This is a genomic window from Patescibacteria group bacterium, from assembly GCA_041674405.1.
In the GTDB taxonomy this organism is placed as follows: Bacteria; Patescibacteriota; UBA1384; order XYA2-FULL-43-10; family XYA2-FULL-43-10; genus JBAYVT01.
The window spans coordinates 1-17,809 of sequence record JBAYVT010000001.1 but is presented as its reverse complement, the minus strand read 5'-3'; the positions used below and the strand labels follow the sequence as shown (position 1 = coordinate 17,809).

21 protein-coding genes are annotated in these 17,809 nt (G+C 43.5%); 18 read left to right on the top strand and 3 right to left on the bottom strand.

Annotated elements, in window-relative coordinates:
* The first annotated feature begins 257 nt into the window (after positions 1 to 257).
* Together WC080_00105 and WC080_00100 are read left to right on the top strand one after the other, a co-directional pair.
* Positions 258 to 527, top strand: coding sequence for a hypothetical protein (locus tag WC080_00105; protein ID MFA7243692.1), 270 nt, complete (start codon positions 258 to 260; stop codon positions 525 to 527).
* Positions 528 to 590: 63 nt separating this feature from the next.
* Positions 591 to 1,064, top strand: coding sequence for a DUF5680 domain-containing protein (locus WC080_00100; protein ID MFA7243691.1), 474 nt, complete (start codon positions 591 to 593; stop codon positions 1,062 to 1,064).
* A gap of 55 nt (positions 1,065 to 1,119) precedes the next feature.
* Here WC080_00100 and WC080_00095 read toward each other — a convergent pair whose 3' ends face one another.
* Entirely contained in the window at positions 1,120 to 1,905 is a 786-nt protein-coding gene (locus WC080_00095; GenBank protein ID MFA7243690.1) for a hypothetical protein, read from the bottom strand.
* A gap of 178 nt (positions 1,906 to 2,083) precedes the next feature.
* Between WC080_00095 and ppdK the strand changes: the two genes are divergently transcribed.
* The 8 genes from ppdK (at position 2,084) to WC080_00055 (ending at position 11,094) form a co-directional block, all read left to right on the top strand.
* Positions 2,084 to 4,732: a pyruvate, phosphate dikinase gene (gene ppdK, locus WC080_00090; protein ID MFA7243689.1), complete on the top strand. Its 2,649-nt coding sequence runs from the start codon at positions 2,084 to 2,086 to the stop codon at positions 4,730 to 4,732.
* Positions 4,733 to 4,870: 138 nt separating this feature from the next.
* The gene (locus tag WC080_00085) at positions 4,871 to 5,554 is read left to right on the top strand and encodes a hypothetical protein (GenBank protein MFA7243688.1); all 684 of its coding nucleotides are present in this window, start codon (positions 4,871 to 4,873) and stop codon (positions 5,552 to 5,554) included.
* A 251-nt stretch (positions 5,555 to 5,805) separates the two neighbouring features.
* The gene (locus WC080_00080; GenBank protein MFA7243687.1) at positions 5,806 to 6,297 is read left to right on the top strand and encodes a hypothetical protein; all 492 of its coding nucleotides are present in this window, start codon (positions 5,806 to 5,808) and stop codon (positions 6,295 to 6,297) included.
* A 357-nt stretch (positions 6,298 to 6,654) separates the two neighbouring features.
* Entirely contained in the window at positions 6,655 to 7,911 is a 1,257-nt protein-coding gene (locus WC080_00075) for a DEAD/DEAH box helicase (protein MFA7243686.1), read from the top strand.
* A 57-nt stretch (positions 7,912 to 7,968) separates the two neighbouring features.
* The gene (gene typA, locus WC080_00070) at positions 7,969 to 9,780 is read left to right on the top strand and encodes a translational GTPase TypA (GenBank protein MFA7243685.1); all 1,812 of its coding nucleotides are present in this window, start codon (positions 7,969 to 7,971) and stop codon (positions 9,778 to 9,780) included.
* A gap of 145 nt (positions 9,781 to 9,925) precedes the next feature.
* A complete protein-coding gene (locus WC080_00065) occupies positions 9,926 to 10,636 on the top strand; it encodes a hypothetical protein (protein MFA7243684.1) in 711 nt (236 codons plus the stop codon).
* 2 nt (positions 10,637 to 10,638) lie between these two features.
* Positions 10,639 to 10,821, top strand: a complete 183-nt coding sequence (locus tag WC080_00060; GenBank protein ID MFA7243683.1) for a hypothetical protein — start codon at positions 10,639 to 10,641, stop codon at positions 10,819 to 10,821.
* A 60-nt stretch (positions 10,822 to 10,881) separates the two neighbouring features.
* Entirely contained in the window at positions 10,882 to 11,094 is a 213-nt protein-coding gene (locus WC080_00055; GenBank protein MFA7243682.1) for a hypothetical protein, read from the top strand.
* Between the two features lie 69 nt (positions 11,095 to 11,163).
* Here the strand turns inward: WC080_00055 and WC080_00050 are convergent, their stop codons facing one another.
* Together WC080_00050 and WC080_00045 are read right to left on the bottom strand one after the other, a co-directional pair.
* Positions 11,164 to 11,496 (bottom strand): hypothetical protein, encoded by a 333-nt coding sequence (locus tag WC080_00050; protein ID MFA7243681.1) that lies wholly within the window; start codon positions 11,494 to 11,496, stop codon positions 11,164 to 11,166.
* A 246-nt stretch (positions 11,497 to 11,742) separates the two neighbouring features.
* On the bottom strand, positions 11,743 to 12,867 hold the full coding sequence (locus tag WC080_00045; GenBank protein ID MFA7243680.1) for a hypothetical protein: 1,125 nt from the start codon (positions 12,865 to 12,867) through the stop codon (positions 11,743 to 11,745).
* An 89-nt stretch (positions 12,868 to 12,956) separates the two neighbouring features.
* Between WC080_00045 and WC080_00040 the strand changes: the two genes are divergently transcribed.
* The 8 genes from WC080_00040 to WC080_00005 all read left to right on the top strand — a co-directional run bounded on the left by WC080_00040 (position 12,957) and on the right by WC080_00005 (position 17,614).
* Positions 12,957 to 13,394, top strand: a complete 438-nt coding sequence (locus WC080_00040) for a DUF1801 domain-containing protein (protein MFA7243679.1) — start codon at positions 12,957 to 12,959, stop codon at positions 13,392 to 13,394.
* A gap of 37 nt (positions 13,395 to 13,431) precedes the next feature.
* On the top strand, positions 13,432 to 13,641 hold the full coding sequence (locus WC080_00035; protein ID MFA7243678.1) for a PLDc N-terminal domain-containing protein: 210 nt from the start codon (positions 13,432 to 13,434) through the stop codon (positions 13,639 to 13,641).
* Entirely contained in the window at positions 13,638 to 14,564 is a 927-nt protein-coding gene (locus WC080_00030) for an ABC transporter ATP-binding protein (GenBank protein ID MFA7243677.1), read from the top strand. The genes WC080_00035 and WC080_00030 overlap by 4 nt, the downstream gene beginning before the upstream one ends.
* Positions 14,564 to 15,328 (top strand): ABC transporter permease subunit, encoded by a 765-nt coding sequence (locus tag WC080_00025; GenBank protein ID MFA7243676.1) that lies wholly within the window; start codon positions 14,564 to 14,566, stop codon positions 15,326 to 15,328. Before WC080_00030 ends, WC080_00025 begins: the two co-directional genes overlap by 1 nt.
* Before the next feature lie 17 nt (positions 15,329 to 15,345).
* Positions 15,346 to 16,107 carry a heliorhodopsin HeR gene (gene heR / locus WC080_00020; protein ID MFA7243675.1) on the top strand — a complete coding sequence of 254 codons (762 nt, stop codon included), beginning with the start codon at positions 15,346 to 15,348 and terminating at the stop codon, positions 16,105 to 16,107.
* A gap of 109 nt (positions 16,108 to 16,216) precedes the next feature.
* Positions 16,217 to 16,375: a hypothetical protein gene (locus WC080_00015; protein ID MFA7243674.1), complete on the top strand. Its 159-nt coding sequence runs from the start codon at positions 16,217 to 16,219 to the stop codon at positions 16,373 to 16,375.
* A 186-nt stretch (positions 16,376 to 16,561) separates the two neighbouring features.
* On the top strand, positions 16,562 to 17,200 hold the full coding sequence (locus WC080_00010) for a thioredoxin domain-containing protein (GenBank protein ID MFA7243673.1): 639 nt from the start codon (positions 16,562 to 16,564) through the stop codon (positions 17,198 to 17,200).
* Positions 17,201 to 17,203: 3 nt separating this feature from the next.
* A complete protein-coding gene (locus WC080_00005; GenBank protein MFA7243672.1) occupies positions 17,204 to 17,614 on the top strand; it encodes a GNAT family N-acetyltransferase in 411 nt (136 codons plus the stop codon).
* Positions 17,615 to 17,809: the final 195 nt, after the last annotated feature.

Here is a 17,809-nt window from a genome sequence, read left to right as displayed (position 1 = left end):
GCCATACAAGAGCCCTCAACCACACCGACGTACAGCCCACAGATTAAACACGGCTATTTTTCAAATAGTAGGATTTCTAGGGCTGAAAGCGGGTACTGAAATACCCGAAGAGCTTCGGCCAGAAAATCATTCAAATTTTAGCGTGCGGGTGGTGGGGTTTTAGGGGTAGGAGGGGCGCCTCGCAACTAGCTCCTCATATCCCTAATAAAATGGCAATCGAATTGATATCAGTCTAGAAATAATGTAGATTGAAACTAATGAAAGATGAACGTGTTCAAAAACTTGAAGACGAGATTGTGAAGATCAAATCTCGCAATTTAAGTGTAGAGCTCGATAAAGCCTGGGAAACAAGTTGGGCTAGGCGAATCCTTATCGCAGTTTTTACCTACTTGGCAATTTCGCTTTATCTTTTAGCAATAAAAATTGACCAGCCATTTCTAAATGCAATAGTACCGACGGTAGGATTTATGCTCTCGACGCTAACTTTGCCATGGTTTAGATCTATTTGGGAAAAAAATAAAAAATAAATTGATCGTCGAAATTTCGACGATCGTTCAGTTTTTGACGACATAAATGATCAAATAACAGCCATGATTAATTTAGATGAATTAAAAAAATTTTTATACGAAGCCAATAAAAACGGCTACGCTGGTGATGGCAATGAAGTCTCACCGCAGCGCCAAGGTTTTGACGAGATTGAATACAAAGAAGGGGATTGGCTGTTTCACGATTCATATACAGGACACTATTTCGCCCCTGGGCAGGAGATCGTTTATTTCGAAGGCAAGCCTGTTTGGGCAATGGCATACGCCGGTGGCATGGCTTTTGATCACCACGGCGACAAAGAACTCACGAAAAAGACGATCGAATTTTTAAAAACGGCTCTTCTTGCGATGGATCCGGAATCACCTTTCCGTGGGCCCCAGCATTTTCATGATGGCAATTTTGAATACTTTAGCGCACTTACTGGAAATATCGAAGACTTTGCAGACAACGAATATATTGAATATAAGGATGAAGTCGTATTCTCACAGAACTTCATCGGCGGGGTTATAATTAATTAGTTTTAAAACGCCAAGAGCGGGCCACACAGGTCCGCTCACGGCTCTCCACCTCCTATCACTTCTTCTTCGGCACGAATATGCCGGATTCGTTCAGGGCGTAATCGTCCTCGTCCTCCTCGGGCTTCTCTTCTGGGACAAGACCCGGATCTTGGATCAGCCCCATGCGCCACTGTCCGAGACGAACAATCTTTTCGGGAGGAAGAAGCACCACGTCTTTGAAGATCGGGCTCGACTCACAGGCGACAGCCAGGCTGTTGTAGGCGCGGGCGCATGACGACCGCATCTCGCTTCTGCCCATACGATACGCCAGATCGTCGAGCAACGAACACTGCCGCGGCACTTCGAATGCATCGAAATCCATGCAGATTTCCATCTGTTCCAGCACATCCGTCAGGGTGCGCTGGATCCATCCCGCCACCATCTGAATGTTGAACCATCGCATGCATTCCGCCAGGGCTTTCAGCGCGTCGTTGGTAGCCTCCCGAATGGCCTCGTGGCGAATCCACTCGCTTCGCAACAAGTGTATTCGTGCGTTGTGCTCTTCAAATTCGGGAAACATGACACGAGCAGCGCCTTCGCCTCTCACTTCTGCGACGAAAGTCTTGAGCCACAAGGTTAATCCAGCCATCTGCTCGCGCAGATGAACGTGTGAAATGAAGTCAAGGAGGCACGAGTTCTTGCCGAACTCTTCCTCTACATCCTCGCGGGAGAGGATATATCCCTGGTTGTTGAACACGCCCGACAGGATGCTGTAGCGTGTCTCTGTGTCGGAATCGAACTCTTCAACCACCTTACCCACATGTGGACCGATCGGAATATCCTTCAGGTACATCGGGATCATGGTTTTCTCCTGTTGGGTGCTGGATGATGTGCGCAATCTTTTTTAACATATTTTACCGGATTTGTCTATCATTTGATCAGATATCTCAAATATTTGGGAATGTTATAAATAAAGGATATTTGATCTTAAAATAATTTTTTGCTAATATAATTTCGTCATTATTAAATAGGAATCTACTATGAGTACGAAGTACATCTATTATTTCGGTGACGGAAAAGCCGAAGGCAAAGCGGAAATGAAAGCTCTCTTGGGCGGTAAAGGCGCAAACCTTGCCGAAATGTCGAATTTAGGCGTTCCGGTCCCATCAGGTTTTACTATCACGACCGAAATGTGCAATTACTATTACAACAACGGCAAGAAACTGCCGAAGGACTTTGACTCCGAGCTTGCACCAATGCTTGCAAAAGTTGAAAAGTCAACCGGAAAAAAATTCGGCGACGCCAAAAATCCGCTCCTTCTCTCCGTCCGTTCCGGCGCCAAGTTCTCGATGCCGGGTATGATGGATACGATCCTAAACCTTGGCTTGAACGATGAAACTGTCAAAGGCATGGCCGAGCTTACCGGGAATTCCCGATTTGCTCACGACGCCTACCGAAGATTTATCCAGATGTTCGGAAATGTCGTACTTGCTATCGACAAAGACAAATTTGAACATGTTCTAGATCTTGTCAAAGACAAAGCCGGTGCTAAACTTGATACCGACCTCACCGCCGACGATCTTCTAGATGTGATCGACGGATATAAAAAATTGGTCAAGAAAGAGACCGGCAAAGAATTTCCAGAGGATCCGGCTAAACAACTTGAAATGGCCTACAAAGCGGTATTCGAGAGCTGGGGCAATGACCGAGCCAATACTTACAGAAACTTGAATAACATTCCTCACAATTTGGGAACAGCCGTAAATGTCCAGGCAATGGTCTTCGGCAACATGGGTGATGACTGCGCCACCGGCGTCGGATTCACTAGAAATCCTTCCACTGGTGATAAGGAGTTCTACGGTGAATTCCTTACCAATGCACAGGGCGAAGATGTTGTAGCCGGCGTACGCACGCCGCACCCGATAGCCGATCTCAAGAAGGAGATGCCAAAAGCATTTACAGAGCTCAAGGCAATCACAGACAAACTTGAAAAACATTATAAAGATGTTCAGGATTTTGAGTTTACCATCGAAAGAAACAAGCTCTACATGTTACAGACCAGAACCGGCAAAAGAACTGCCCAAGCTGCTGTCAAGATCGCTGTTGATTTGGTCAAAGAGAAAATGATCGGAGAAGACGAAGCTGTAATGCGGCTAGAACCGGAAACTATCGACCAGCTTTTGCACCCTGTCATCGATCCGAAAGCTACGCTTGAGGTTATCGCAATGGGACTTCCGGCCTCTCCCGGTGCCGCTGTCGGTAAGGTCGTTTTCGACGCAGATACCGCTGCCGAACTTGGCGACAACGAAAAGGTCGTCCTGGTCCGCGCTGAGACCTCACCGGATGATATCCACGGCATGTACGCAGCACAGGGAATCTTGACCTGCCGCGGCGGTATGACCAGCCACGCCGCAGTTGTTGCCCGCGGAATGGGCAAAACATGCGTTGCCGGCTGCGGTGATATAAAGATTGATGAAAAAGCGAAGAAATTTACTGTTGGTTCATATACAGTCAAAGCAGGGGAATGGATCGCCCTAAACGGCTCTACCGGCCAAGTCATCCTTGGCGAGGTCAAAACAATCGAGCCGGAGATCAAAGCCGAATTCAAGACTCTCATGGGCTGGGCTGACAAAACCCGCGTCCTCGGAGTTCGCACCAATGCAGACACGCCGACTGATGCCAAGACCGCTCGAGAATTTGGCGCCGAAGGCATCGGCCTCTGCCGCACCGAACACATGTTTTTCGACGAGAAGCGCCTTCCATTCATGCAACAGATGATTCTTGCCGATACCGAAGACGAAAGAAGAAAAGCCTTGAAAAAGCTCTTACCTTTCCAGAAAGAAGATTTCCTTGGCCTCTTCCGCGAAATGAAGGGTTTTCCGGTAACCATCCGTCTTTTGGACCCGCCTTTGCATGAGTTTTTGCCAAAGACAAACGAGGATGTCAAAGCTCTTTCGAAAAAAATCGGTATTTCTGAATCCAAGATCAAACAGGTTTCTGAAGATTTGCACGAATTCAATCCGATGCTTGGCCACCGCGGTTGCCGCCTCGGAATTACATATCCGGAAATCACCGAGATGCAGGCTGAAGCTATCATCTCTGCCGCTTGCGAACTTGCGAAAGATGGATTTAAGATCGTTCCGGAAATCATGATCCCGCTTGTAGGCAATGTCAAGGAGTTTGAGAACCAGAAGAAAGTTGTTGATGAAACTGCTACCCGAGTCATGTCCGAATACAAAACCAAGATCGACTATAAGGTTGGCACAATGATCGAAGTTCCACGAGCCGCTGTAACTGCAGACGAGATCGCTGAGAAAGCTGAATTCTTCTCCTTCGGAACCAACGACTTAACCCAAATGACAATGGGCTTCTCCCGCGACGACGCCGGCAAATTCATCAAAGTTTACAAGGAAATTGGCATCTTTGACGCTGATCCATTCCAAACTCTCGACCAAGACGGTGTCGGCAAAATGGTTGAGATTGGGATCGAGAAAGGCCGATCATCAAAGAAGAATCTGAAAGTCGGCATCTGTGGAGAGCACGGCGGAGATCCTACCACAATTCACTTCTGCCACAAAGTAAAGATGAATTATGTTTCCTGCTCACCATATCGCGTCCCAATCGCCAGACTTGCCGCTGCACAAGCCGTAATCGCCGCGAAATCCGGAATCAGCTATACTTCCAAATAGTCTCGCCCTGAGCGAAGTCGAAGGGAATTTCCTATACATCGAAATAGTTAGCCTGATTCTATATTAAAACACCGCCCTGAACACCGGCGGTGTTTTTGTGTTTACATCCTTTTTAAAGGTTTACAAACTAAACAATTTATGTTAAAACAATATCGCCGCAATCACACCAATACTCAGGAGGAAAAAATGCTGTATTTCGCGGTTTCACGGAACAATGGCAATGCCGCCATTATCCACAATCACAGGCTTGCCTGCTTGGTAGTCGGGCAGCGGCTCTTCGTCAAGCTTGCCGACCAGGGCAACGGGATGTATCGGATTCCTCAAGCTATGGCGCGGATCCCCAAGGCGAGACTCTTCGTCAACCTGATGGATGTGAGCGTACCCACAAATACGGACCGCATCCACCTGGACGACCAGAAGGAGGGAATTGCCTCGAGCACAACCGCAACCAACCCGGACAAGGAGCCGCAGTCGGTGTGCTTCATCACCGCCGGCCGCGTCATCTACCACCGGAACGGATGCTACACGCAGGTATGCGTTTCCATCCAGAAGACCGATCCGCTTCTCTTCCAGGTCGTCTGCGTGGAGGAACGGGATGTCCACCTGGACCGCCTTGATGGCTGGGTTAAGCGCGAAGTTCGCGCGCTTCTTGCCAAGGAGAAAGCGAGGAAATCGCCGACCCAGGAGCGAATCTTGGGCAAGAAGAAATCGCCGACCGACGAGCAAAAGAAGAGGCGCGCCGACAAGCAGAAGCGCCTTGCTCTTCAGGGCAAGGATACGCGCGGCGCAAAGGACCGAGGCCGAGGGGGCAGGAGCCACTAGAACTGGAAAAGAGGGGATGATCATTGAGCGAATCGGCGTGCCGGTTCGTTCTTTGATTAAGAGGGTTGTAATTTAAGTATATTGTGTGATTATGCCAACCGAAGGCAAGAAACACTACAATTCACGATCGTTGACAGATCAGAATTAATATGTTAATATTATTCAATCTTTCGGGAGCAAATGTTTGGAATTATTTCCGATTATTTGCTCCCGAAAGGTGGCAAGGGGGCACTGACTGATAACGATCGGCAGTGAAAATAAAGGTGATGTCGATGTTAAAGATTCAGGACGTACTGGCTGGCATGGGAGTAGTTGAGCTAATCGAGCCCGAGGGTCCGATCCCGGAGAACGCCAATGTGATCGGGGACCTGCCCGAGGAGCTGAAGCGCCTGTACAGCCTCATCGAGAGCTTCCGGCCGGAGGCCGAGGGCATCTTGAAGAAACTCGATGAGATCGAGGAACAGGACACAGACGACAACAAGGACTTCCTGCGCCAGTGCCTCGAGCATGCAGCGCGGGTGAAGCTCATCACGGACATCTACGACTACGAGATGAAGGCTGTCTTCGGCCTTTTCGGCGAGCGGCACTACGGAGTCGCGGCAGGTTGGAAGGTCTGGACGAGGGACAAGTCCACATGCACCTGCCCGCAGTGCACCGTCGAGCGCATCATGGAGGCTGCACCCGCAGGCAGCGTGGGTATCGTAATGATTGGCTGCGGCATGCCGCAGCCGCCGGCGCTGTAGCGTCAAGTCTTGGTGAACTGGAGGTGGTACTGGTGCTCCGACGACGTTTGTCGGAGCAAGACCAGAGCAATTAATTTATTTAATTCCTCTGGTCTTTTTATTTGTGTTTTAATTGGCCCGCATTGGTTTTAACCTTTAGAAATTGATTATTTTCAATTCATACTGGTACAACTTGAGCAATCATCAAGCTTACAACCTCTTAATTCATCGAGATACAATCCTTGACTTAAATACTAATTAATGATATACTTTCGAAGTCTCGAAATCGTTCTTTAGATTTCCGAATTAAAACTTCGACGTTCTTAAAGAGCTATTCGAAGTTTTAATATTAACGCGAAATCTCGCGTAGGAAATTGTATGCAAAATTTTAGATCTCACCAAAAACGTTCTTTTGATCGTGGATTTTCCCGGTTCGGAAAACCAAATTTTAGTAAGCCTGCTCACGGAAAATTCAGTTCACGTCCGCGCTACTCAAACTCACAAAATTCTCGTCGACACAACAGGGGTGAAGTGATTGATATTCAGCGCTTTGTAAAAAAGGCAGTTCCAAACACCGCCACGAATCACGTAAAAATTATTCACAATTTTGCTGATTTTTCTTTCTCACAAAAAATTAATATGAACTTGAAGGAAATCGGTTACGAAACTCCAACTCCAATTCAAGACCAATCGATCGGGCATGTTATGTCCGGTCGCGATATTCTAGGACTTGCCAATACGGGGACTGGGAAGACAGCGGCATTTTTGCTACCTTTAATCGATAAATGCTTTCGCGACAAGAATCAAAAAGTTCTTATCATTGCGCCAACTCGCGAACTTGCCCAGCAGATAAATGTCGAATTTCGCAAATTTGCCAAAGGCATGGGAATATATTCGGCAATTTGCGTCGGCGGCGTACCTATCTACCGCCAGATATCAGATCTCCGCAGCCATCCCAATTTCGTCATTGGTACTCCCGGACGTCTCAAGGATCTAAAAGACCGGGCCAATATTAATTTTTCATTTTTTCAAAATATTGTTCTCGATGAAATCGATCGGATGCTCGATATGGGCTTTGTCGATGAAATTAAACGAATTCTGGCCGAGCTTCCAGACAAACGTCAATCGCTGTTTTTCTCTGCAACGCTACCGATAAAAATCGAGACTCTTGTCCGTGAATTTTTAATTAACCCTGTCATTGTAAAAACCATCACTGGTGAGACAGCGGCAAATGTCGACCAAGATATTGTAAAAGTGCACGCTGATAATAAGTTCAATCGATTGACAGATATTTTATCAAAAGAAGGCTCCAAAAAGGTCCTTATTTTCTCAGAGACCAAGCGCGATGTGGAAAAACTCACTAAAAATCTCGCAGAGAGTGGATTTCGAGCCGATTCTATCCACGGAGACAAGCGCCAAAACCAACGCCAGAAGGCGCTATCAAAATTTCGCGATGACCAAATTCAAATTCTTGTTGCCACAGATGTCGCCGCGCGCGGACTTGACATCAGTAATGTCTCGCATGTTATCAATTACACAATTCCCCAGACCTATAATGACTATATTCACCGGATCGGCCGCACTGGAAGAGGGAATAATAAGGGATTTGCGCTCACTTTTGTCGAAGCAAACTAGATAATATGAAATTAAGAAATGTTGCCCTTCGACCTCGCTCAGGGCAAGAGGATTGATATGATAAAAAATGTCGCAATAATCGCTCACGTTGACCATGGCAAAACCACCCTTGTTGATGGATTTTTGAAGCAGTCAAAAACATTCCGTGAGAATGAGGCCTTAATGTCGGAAACTCTGATTTTAGATTCGAACGATCAGGAGCGCGAGCGGGGAATTACGATTCTTGCCAAAAATACTTCTATCGAATACAAGGGAGTGAAAATAAATATTATTGACACTCCGGGACACGCGGATTTCGCCGGAGAGGTCGAGCGAACGCTGAATATGGCAGACGGCGCTATCTTGGTGATTGACGCCAAAGAGGGGCCAATGCCCCAGACCAAGTTTGTCCTTAAAAAGGCGCTCGAAATTGGCCTTAAAATTATCGTTGTCGTAAATAAGATCGATAAAAATAACGCTGATATCGAAAATACCTTGAATAAAACTTATGACCTATTTCTAGAACTTGCAAAAGATGATAGCGAGCTCGATTTTCCGATCTATTATGCAATCGGGCGGGAAGGAAAATCTTGGGAAAAAATGCCGGCAGACTTTACCTCTCCCGCAGATCTTACCCCAGTGATGGATGGAATAGTTAAGTATATACCAGAGCCGCAAAAAGACGACGACAAGCCGTTTCAAATGTTGGTCTCTGCCCTCAGCTACGATAATTTCTTGGGCAAATACGCAATCGGTAAAATAATCCGGGGGAAAATTTCCACCAGCCAAAATGTTGTTTTAGCGAACGAAGAGGGAGCTGTCCAGAGCGGAAAAGCGGAAAAAATATTTCAAAATGCAGGACTAAGAAAAATTGAGGTCAAGGAAGCCTTATCTGGCGATATTGTTTCAATTGCCGGCCTTTCGAAAGTTTCAATCGGCGACACAATCTGCGACCCCGGAGAGATCGACATCGTTCCTTCAATGGCAATCGAGGAGCCTACGCTTTCAATTTCGATGTACGCCAATACTTCACCTTTCGCCGGACGCGAAGGCAAGTTTGTAACCTTGCGGCAATTACTCGAGCGAATAATGAAAGAGCTCGAGACAAATATTGCGATGCGATTCCATGTCGCTGCAGACGGGAATTATATTATTTCCGGCAGAGGTGAACTCCACCTATCGGTGTTTATCGAAAACCTTCGCCGTGAAGGATTCGAGCTTCAAGTCGGCAAACCCCAAGTTATCACCAGAGAAATTGACGGAATAACCTGCGAGCCAATCGAAGAACTCACCATCGACGTCGATGATAAATTTGCAAGTTCGGTAATTGGCGAAATCAGCAGACGTCGAGGAATATTAATTCACCAATCACAAAACTCAGACTCCACAACAAGGCTGGTTTTTGAGATATCAACCCGCGGCACACTCGGCCTTCGCAATACTTTGGTGACACTTTCTAAAGGAACAGCAGTGATCAACTCAATCTTTTTGCGCTATGAAAAAGTTGGGGCAGCAATTCCAAAACTTCGAAACGGCGTAATGATCGCCTTTGAATCTGGCAAAGCCGTAACTTATGGCTTAAACATCGCCCAGCAGAGAGGAATCACCTTTATCCCACCTCAAACAGATGTTTACGCTGGGATGATCGTGGGGCTAAATTCCCGCGAAGACGACCTCGATATCAACGTTACCAAGGAAAAGAAATTATCCAATGTACGCGCTTCGAATTCGGATATTGCAACCATCTTAACTCCTCATACAAAAATGTCTCTCGAGCAGTGCATCGATTTTCTTGAAGACGATGAACTACTTGAGGTAACCCCACAATCCCTGCGTATGCGCAAAAAACTCCTCACCGCTGCAGAACGCTACCGGGCAAAAAAGAACTAAATTCAGGCATTCCAGTTCAATTATTTTTCATATTATGAGAATATAAATGTGAACTGAATTACTTTTTTATTCCTGGCGAACGGAATTTTTAGCAATATGTTTAATTATTACCGGCATGGTCTTAATAGCCAAATAAAAGGATAGTATGAGAAAAGCAAATGACTACGGTAGTGTTGAACAATCTCCTTTCAATAGCGCAGAATTGCCTCCTATTGATCGTGAGAAAAAAGCAGAAGAACAGGTATTAAAGATTTGTGATTTTTTGAAAGCTCAAGGAATAATAATAAACCCCATGGTGGCGGAGTATTTTGAAGATCCGGACCTTTACGAATCATTGCCCGAGAATATCAGATCTTCCGATAATAGAATGGCAGAACTGATTGCTCATTCAATGGCTTTTTCAGATTTTGCTTATAAAGCGCGTAAAAAAAGATGGGGTGGAGATGTAAGCGGTTTCTTGGGTAAAGAGGTCACTATACCCGAAACACCTCATAACGATGGACAAGTAAGGCAAAGTGAGACTGGATATCAAGTTAACCTCGAAGCGCTTGGTGATGAAAAAATAAATCCTGATCTCGTGTTGTTTTTTCGGGTTACACAACCCTCTGAATCGCCGAAACCAGAGTATTACTGGATGAGTGATTATTACGAAGCCAAAAATGGTCTTACTGCTGAAATACCACCAGAGCAACGTGAAAATGCAATCATTCTTGTTTCTAGCTTGCGCACAATTGCAACCAATGAGGGCCTAATCCATGATGTAAATGACGATCAAGGCATGTCTGTACGCCAGATTGGAATAGGAACATTTGACCAAAAAGATTGTTTGGCAACAATAACTCCAAAAAAGCCCTAAATATGCATACAAGTTACCCTAAAGGTACTACTATCTGGATAAAGTATCGGACCGGTGAGGTTACCACAGGCAAATTTGCTGACCATAAAAGCGGTAAGGTTCTCCTTGGAGATGGGCGAGTGATTGCTCTCAAAGATATCCGAGCAATGTCTATAAGGAAATTGAAAGATGATATTGGAGAATAAAATATTTTCGTCACCAATACTTGTGATGTATATTCTAAATATAATTAATAAGGGAGAATTATGGCAAAAGAAAAATGTGAATTGAAGGTTAGTAAAGGCAAGGGAAGCGCCAATGGAATATTTGGTGGTGCTTACGGACTGGCATTCATCGGCGCTGCAGTGTATTTTATTCAGCAAGCAGATACGTTTTGGTGGGGGGTCTTAGGCTTTCTGAAAGCAATCGTTTGGCCCGCGCTTCTGATTTACAAGGTTTTTACACTTTTGCATATGTAACTCTTAAAAACGATCTAATAACTGAAAGGAGCACGGCGAAGCCGTGCTCTCCCAGTACTTCAGTACCGGCTAGTTGCCGGCTGCGGATTCGGTTGTGCGGCTGAGTGCGAGGGGAATTGCGCTCACGGGTAGTGTGACGAGAAGCGACTGGAGGAAACCGGCTTGCCTTCCGGTCAAGCAAAGCAATACGCCGGATTCCAGTCGCGCAACAAAGGATGACACTCTGACTCTCACAGATCTTGCGATCGTCACGACATCGACCCCGGGGCGCATTCGCTTGATTTCCTCGACTACCTCAAGCTGCAAATGCTCACTTAGCACTACAAGCACAACTGAGGTGTCGATATCTCGGCAAATACGCAGGATCACACCCGCATACCATCGTCCACCTCTTTCGAACACGCGCAGTTGCGGGCCCTGCGGATTGTCGACGAACGCTTGCTCACACCGATTGACAAAACAACTTGCCAATGCTTTCACTTCTTCGGGTTTCAAGATAATCCTCCATGGCTGCGAAGTAGTAGTCCGACACTGGCGAATAATAACACAATATTGATCGTGTGTCAATCTACATACAAAATATAACGGGCAACAAATTCAAAGATCCGCCTAGCTAGGCGGATCTTTGAATTTAGCAACCTTAATTTTCTAGAGACGATTCTTTTGAGATCGTTTTCGGATTCGTTCAATAACCTCAAGAATAAGGAGAAGAGTTAAGAGCAATGCTGATGCCCCAAGCAAATATACTTGATTATTTACGATATTATTTCCAACCTTTTGCCAAAAACTCTCATTTTGTTCACCGGGAAGCGGAGTCGATGGCTTTATGCCTTGATCATCAACAAGGAACGAGACTGTGTTGGAACTATCAGAAACAGCTGTTCCCGCCACCCCAACAACATAATACAAATACGACTCTCCGTATTTGACATCTTTGTCCTGGTAAGAAAGAACGTCTTTGGTTGTCGTCCCAAGCTTGGAGAATGTGTTCTCGGTCGAATTGGTTTTATAAATTTCATATCCGCTAAGCCCGGAAAGTGACGACACACTCCATGACAAGTTTACCGCGTTTGCGTTTTCGTCCCATTTGGCAGTCAAATCTTTTGGTGAATTGCTCGACTTTTCTGTTGCGTTTGTCGTTGCTGTATCAGAAGATGTTCCAGACGGCTGGTCAGCAGCTGGCAGAGACTGATTATCGACAGGCGGTTGTTGGTCTGCTGGTGCTTCAACTACTTCGGGAGCTGAAGCATCATTATTGTGCCCAAAAACTACGAAGCTAAAATCACGGTGTAAATTGGTAAAAATATTTTGATATGCTCCGCCGTTCGGATAACAGCTCTCATCACTAAATGCAGAACCTTTTACATATAATTCATTATTTTCATATCCGGTATATGGGTAGACCCAGATCACATATGTTCCAGTCCTTGTAGATGGAATCGAAAATTGAGGATCAATATAACGATATGGCCAAGCGAAATTACCGGAAAGCGAAGTCGGTCGTGTTGCAAGAACTTGTCCGTTCGGTCCAGTCAGCATCAGATTAAATTTTACCGAACTAGCACTGAAATTTCCGACCAAAATTCCAACATTATCAATATTATCCACACCAGGCACAAAAGTCTGAGCCAGATAATTGCTTCCAAGAAGCGTCTGTGAGGAAAAATTACACGGCGGTGCAATCACTGTGTCGGCCTTTGCCTTCTCCGGACCTGAAAAGCCAAATAACGACAGCATGAGCGCCGCCACAATAGCAATTGAGAACTTTCTCATTTTTCCCTCCCTTAGGAAAATCTACATTGATATAAAAACAATATAATTATATTCTCGAGCTAATAATTAATCAAATATCGGATTGGTACATGAGAAATTATGAAGCAAAAAATGTGGATGAATACATCAAGAATACTCCAGATGAAGCACAGCCAATCTCGAGAGAAATTAGATCTGTTATTAAATCCGCAGTGCCCAATGCCTCAGAATCCATCAGCTGGGGAGTGCCGTTTTATAAGTATCATGGTCTCTTAGCTGGTTTCTCCACTTTCAAAAATCACATAGCTTTCGGTTTAGCATTCGTTCTCGATGATAAATCCCGCCAAGAATTAGAAACTATGGGCTATGCCACCGGCAAGAAAACTATTCAGATAAAATTTAACCAAAAAATTCCAAAGAAACTAATTACTCATCTCCTTCTGTCCCGTGCCAAGGAAAATGAAGGAAAAACTTTATTGATTTTAACTTATTATCTTGACTTTTGCATTTTGGCTTTAGGTCAATTTACAGGCTTTACTAAGTCATAATTGCTCTGATATGATTTCATTGTAATCAAGGAGTCAAATGGATACTACAAATGTTTCACAAATTTTGCTTTTGGCGCTGCCAATAGCCATTATCGAGCTTGGGCTTATGGTCTACGCCGTAGTTGACTTGGCTCGCAAATGGAAAACAAAAAACTTATCACCCGTCGCTTGGCTTTTGATAATTATCTTGATCAATATTATCGGCCCGATTCTATATCTATTGATCGGAAGAACGGATGAAGAATGAGCGTAATATCTGTCAAAAATCTTACAAAAAAATTTGGCAATTTCACCGCTGTCGATAATATTTCATTTAATGTTGAGAATAACCGTGTTGTCGGTTTTCTCGGGCCGAACGGGGCAGGAAAGACGACAACGCTTCGGATGATCGTCGGACTTTCAAAGCCAACCTCCGGCGAAATATCACTAAATGACAATAAAATTGAATTCGGTAATTCTGGGCTAAATAATCTTTTCGGCTACTTGCCAGAACTTCCGGCATTTTACAATTGGATGAAGGGAAAAGAATATCTTTCATTTATTGCTGACACATTCAACATTTCTAAAAAGCAGCAGAAAACCAAGATCACCGAGGTTTTAAAACTCGTCAACCTTGAAAATGCCCAAAATAAACGTATTGGCGCATACTCGGGCGGCATGAAACAGCGCCTCGGCATTGCCCAAGCGCTTATTAATGACCCGAAAATTTTGATCCTCGACGAACCGGTTTCTGCCTTGGACCCGATCGGACGCAAAGAAGTCTTGAACGTTATTCAAACACTTTCAGCCAATAAGACGATTTTTCTATCCACCCATATTCTCTCTGATGTCGATAAAATCTGCGACGATGTCGTAATTATAAATGAGGGCAAGATCGCTGCTGCCTCGTCCTTACCGGAACTTAAAGAAAAATACACCAAGCTGATATTGTACGTCGAATTTTCCGAAAATCCGGCTAAACTCGTTCCCAAGCTAAAAAAGGTACCGTGGGCACTCAGGGTCGAAGTTGATGCTACGTCTGCTAAAATTTGGCTAAGAAGTGAAGATGATGTAAGGAAAAATCTACCGATTAAATTTTTTGCCGATGAGTCGGTCGGTATTTATTCTTATGGCATCAAACTTCCAGAAATCGAAGATTTATTCCTTGATTTGGTCAGAAAGGGGAAATAATGAATGCACTATTTGGAAAAGAAATTTTAGAAATAATAAGAACCAAGAAGTTACTAATTTTAGTAATTTTGTTTCTCTTCATTGCTTTTGCCTCACCAGCACTAGCTAAAATTACGCCCGAGCTCTTAAAAAATATTCCACAAACTCCGGGTCTTTCAATTCAATTGCCCGAGCCAACATGGAGAGATTCCATCGATCAGTTTGTCAAAAATATAAGCCAAATCGCATTATTAGTTTTGGTGTTTGTCTTTGCTGGTATCATCGCCGAGGAAAAGAATAAAAAAACTCTTGAAGTTGTTCTCACCAAACCGGTCTCGAGGGCAAAGTTTGTTCTTTCTAAATTTTTTGCCGCTTATTCAGTGCTTGCGGTGATCTATATCGCTTCGTCACTTATTTTTTACGCCTACACCATTGTCATTTTTGGATCATTTTCATTCGCTCTTTTCTCATTGCTTGCATCAATATTTTTTGTTTATCTCCTTTTCATCACAGCAACCACAATTCTATGCAGCGCATTTACAAGCAATCAAATTGTTGCCGCATTTATTTCGTTCGGCATTCAGATAGTAATCACAATAATTCTTTCTCTTATCAAGGAAATCAAAAAAATTTTGCCAGGTAATATAATGACAAATTACAAAGACATTTTTACCGGCCTTTCCCCACATGATTATTTGCCGTCGTTGATCACCACAATCGCAATCATCATACTTTTTATGATAATTTCGATTTTCATATTTAAGCGCCAGGAAATTGAAAGATAAAATAATGGGGAGGTTGTATGGAAGCAAAACTTAAGGGTCTGCGCAAATTCAACCTTGTTATGTTTCTTCTGCATCTTGGACAAGGCATTGTGATGCTTATTGTTTCGAGCACGTTCTCGTTGCCGGTTACGGCATCATTTTTGAAATTTGATGTCGCAGTCAAAAAGTTAGTGCCAACGCCGGAAACTTTGGCTGATCTGAAAATTGGCCCCTTGGTTGCATCATTTTTGTTTCTCTCGGCGTTTTTTCACCTTTTAATCACTCTGCCGGGCTTGAATGCAATTTACAATAAGAATTTAGCGAAGCACATCAACTTTTTCCGTTGGATTGAATACTCGATTTCTTCATCTTTGATGATCGTCGTTATCGCCATGTTGGTTGGTATTTATGATATTGCAACTTTAATTGCCTTTGTCGGTGTCAATGCAAGTATGATTCTTTTTGGTTGGATGATGGAGCTTCATAACCAGTCAACAGAAAAGACAAATTGGACTTCGTTTGTTTTTGGCTGTATCGCCGGAATCATTCCTTGGGCGGCTATCGCGATATATTTATTCGGTGCCGGCGGTGGAGAGAACAAAGCACCAGATTTTGTCTACTGGATTTATTTTTCAATCTTTGTTTTCTTCAACAGCTTTGCGATAAACCAAATTCTACAATACAAAAAAGTTGGCAAGTGGGCGGATTATCTTTATGGCGAAAGGGCATACATAATACTGAGTTTAGTCGCCAAATCTTTGCTTGCTTGGCAAGTCTTCGCCGGAACGCTGCGCCCGTAAGCAAGTATCAATAACCCAGCGTTGGTGCATTGTAGAATCTACTGAAGAATTAGCTCTAGCTTTGTTATAAGATCGAGAAAAGGTCGAATAATTTAGGAAAGGAGCTAATATGTGGCAAGCTTGGGTAATTGGTATTCTGGGCATATGGGTGATTATCGAACCATATCTCAACATGTCCAGCGCAGCAAACAAATGGGTTTTGGTAATTACCGGCCTCATTATTGCAATTCTAGGATTTTGGGGTGCGGGTTCGAATAAAGAGATGTAGCTCTTTTCTAATATTTTGAGCTCTTCAAAATGATCCAGCGCGAATTTTAGTTGGGTCGTTTTGATATTTTGATATAAACAAACAAGAAATTTTTTTTAAGGAGAAATAAACAGAGTAAAGATATGTTTGAAGTATATTCTATTTTTTGTTAAACTTTTGGTTACAAAAGTAATTTTTAGGAGCAAGATGAAAAATGCTGGTAATTGGATAATTCTTATAATAATTATAATTTTGATCGCCGGTGGAGTGATTCTTGCACTTCCAAACAAGAGCAAAGGTCCCGAAAGTACAGACGAAAGCCCCCAAAGCAGTGACATAAAAAATGATGAATCTTTAATTTATCGTGATGATGCCGCCCACATAGGATCGGTTGACGCAAAGGTGAAAATTGTAGTTTTTTCTGATTATCTCTGCCCTTATTGCAAAAGCCTACACGAAACACTGAAATCTATTGTCGCTGCCCATCCGAATGATGTAGTAATGTATCACCGCACTTTTATCATTCACCAACAGGCCGTGATCATGGCAAAAGCTGCTGAGGCTGCAAATAAGCAGGACAAATTCGATCAAGCAGACGATGCAATTTTTGAAAGCTATCAAACCGGTGACCAGACAACAATGGATGCTATGGCCAAATCAATCGGGCTTGATATTACAAAATTCGATTCAGATCTAAACAGCTCAGAAGTCCAGAATATTATTGACAAAGATAATTCCGATGCCCAGGCATTAAATCTTGGTGGAACACCAAGCGTATTTTTGAATGGCCAATATGTTGAAGACCCAAGTACTATTCCTTCGCAAATTGATACACTTTTGAAATAACATATGACTATCTTCGATATTACTGAGGGAAAACTAAATATCTCAGATAATTTTGAACAGATTATTCAATTTTATGTGGCAAAAAACTACGGAGATCCAAAATTTGTAAAAAATTTTTTATCAAATTCCGATTGTATTTTTATCTATAAAGCCGGAAAAAATATCGTTGGGGCAATACGCACTATCTCAGACAAAACAAGATTTGTTTATCTTGTAGATCTTTTTGTCGGTAAGAAATTTAGAGGACAGGGGATTGGCACCAGTCTTTTAAAAAAGGCTTGTGCTTACTATTCAAACTTAAAGGTTTGTCGCATTTGGATAAATACCGATCCCGCAGATGCAAATTTACCTGAATTTTACACAAAAGCAGGTTTTAAAAAGTTCGCAGGTTCGGAAGTCTTTTATTTTTCCTAGTCAAAACCATAAATTAGGTCAAGTTACATCATTTCTATTGACAATATTCGTGATTAAGATTATATTGATTACGGATTATGGTGACCCGAATGGGCACCTTTTTTTTAACACAATTTTTATTTAGCCTGCTTAATCATTGAAATTTGTGTATAACTTTAAGGAAACTCAAAGGATTAGTGCGATATAATTAAATTA

Bases quoted from the DNA above. Each gene is read 5' to 3' on its own strand.
- WC080_00105 (MFA7243692.1), top strand. From the start codon at position 258: ATGAAAGATGAACGTGTTCAAAAACTTGAAGACGAGATTGTGAAGATC.
- WC080_00100 (MFA7243691.1), top strand. From the start codon at position 591: ATGATTAATTTAGATGAATTAAAAAAATTTTTATACGAAGCCAATAAA.
- WC080_00095 (MFA7243690.1), bottom strand. From the start codon at position 1,905: ATGATCCCGATGTACCTGAAGGATATTCCGATCGGTCCACATGTGGGT.
- ppdK (MFA7243689.1), top strand. From the start codon at position 2,084: ATGAGTACGAAGTACATCTATTATTTCGGTGACGGAAAAGCCGAAGGC.
- WC080_00085 (MFA7243688.1), top strand. From the start codon at position 4,871: ATGTTAAAACAATATCGCCGCAATCACACCAATACTCAGGAGGAAAAA.
- WC080_00075 (MFA7243686.1), top strand. From the start codon at position 6,655: ATGCAAAATTTTAGATCTCACCAAAAACGTTCTTTTGATCGTGGATTT.
- typA (MFA7243685.1), top strand. From the start codon at position 7,969: ATGATAAAAAATGTCGCAATAATCGCTCACGTTGACCATGGCAAAACC.
- WC080_00065 (MFA7243684.1), top strand. From the start codon at position 9,926: ATGAGAAAAGCAAATGACTACGGTAGTGTTGAACAATCTCCTTTCAAT.
- WC080_00060 (MFA7243683.1), top strand. From the start codon at position 10,639: ATGCATACAAGTTACCCTAAAGGTACTACTATCTGGATAAAGTATCGG.
- WC080_00055 (MFA7243682.1), top strand. From the start codon at position 10,882: ATGGCAAAAGAAAAATGTGAATTGAAGGTTAGTAAAGGCAAGGGAAGC.
- WC080_00045 (MFA7243680.1), bottom strand. From the start codon at position 12,867: ATGAGAAAGTTCTCAATTGCTATTGTGGCGGCGCTCATGCTGTCGTTA.
- WC080_00040 (MFA7243679.1), top strand. From the start codon at position 12,957: ATGAGAAATTATGAAGCAAAAAATGTGGATGAATACATCAAGAATACT.
- WC080_00035 (MFA7243678.1), top strand. From the start codon at position 13,432: ATGGATACTACAAATGTTTCACAAATTTTGCTTTTGGCGCTGCCAATA.
- WC080_00030 (MFA7243677.1), top strand. From the start codon at position 13,638: ATGAGCGTAATATCTGTCAAAAATCTTACAAAAAAATTTGGCAATTTC.
- WC080_00025 (MFA7243676.1), top strand. From the start codon at position 14,564: ATGAATGCACTATTTGGAAAAGAAATTTTAGAAATAATAAGAACCAAG.
- heR (MFA7243675.1), top strand. From the start codon at position 15,346: ATGGAAGCAAAACTTAAGGGTCTGCGCAAATTCAACCTTGTTATGTTT.
- WC080_00015 (MFA7243674.1), top strand. From the start codon at position 16,217: ATGTGGCAAGCTTGGGTAATTGGTATTCTGGGCATATGGGTGATTATC.
- WC080_00010 (MFA7243673.1), top strand. From the start codon at position 16,562: ATGAAAAATGCTGGTAATTGGATAATTCTTATAATAATTATAATTTTG.
- WC080_00005 (MFA7243672.1), top strand. From the start codon at position 17,204: ATGACTATCTTCGATATTACTGAGGGAAAACTAAATATCTCAGATAAT.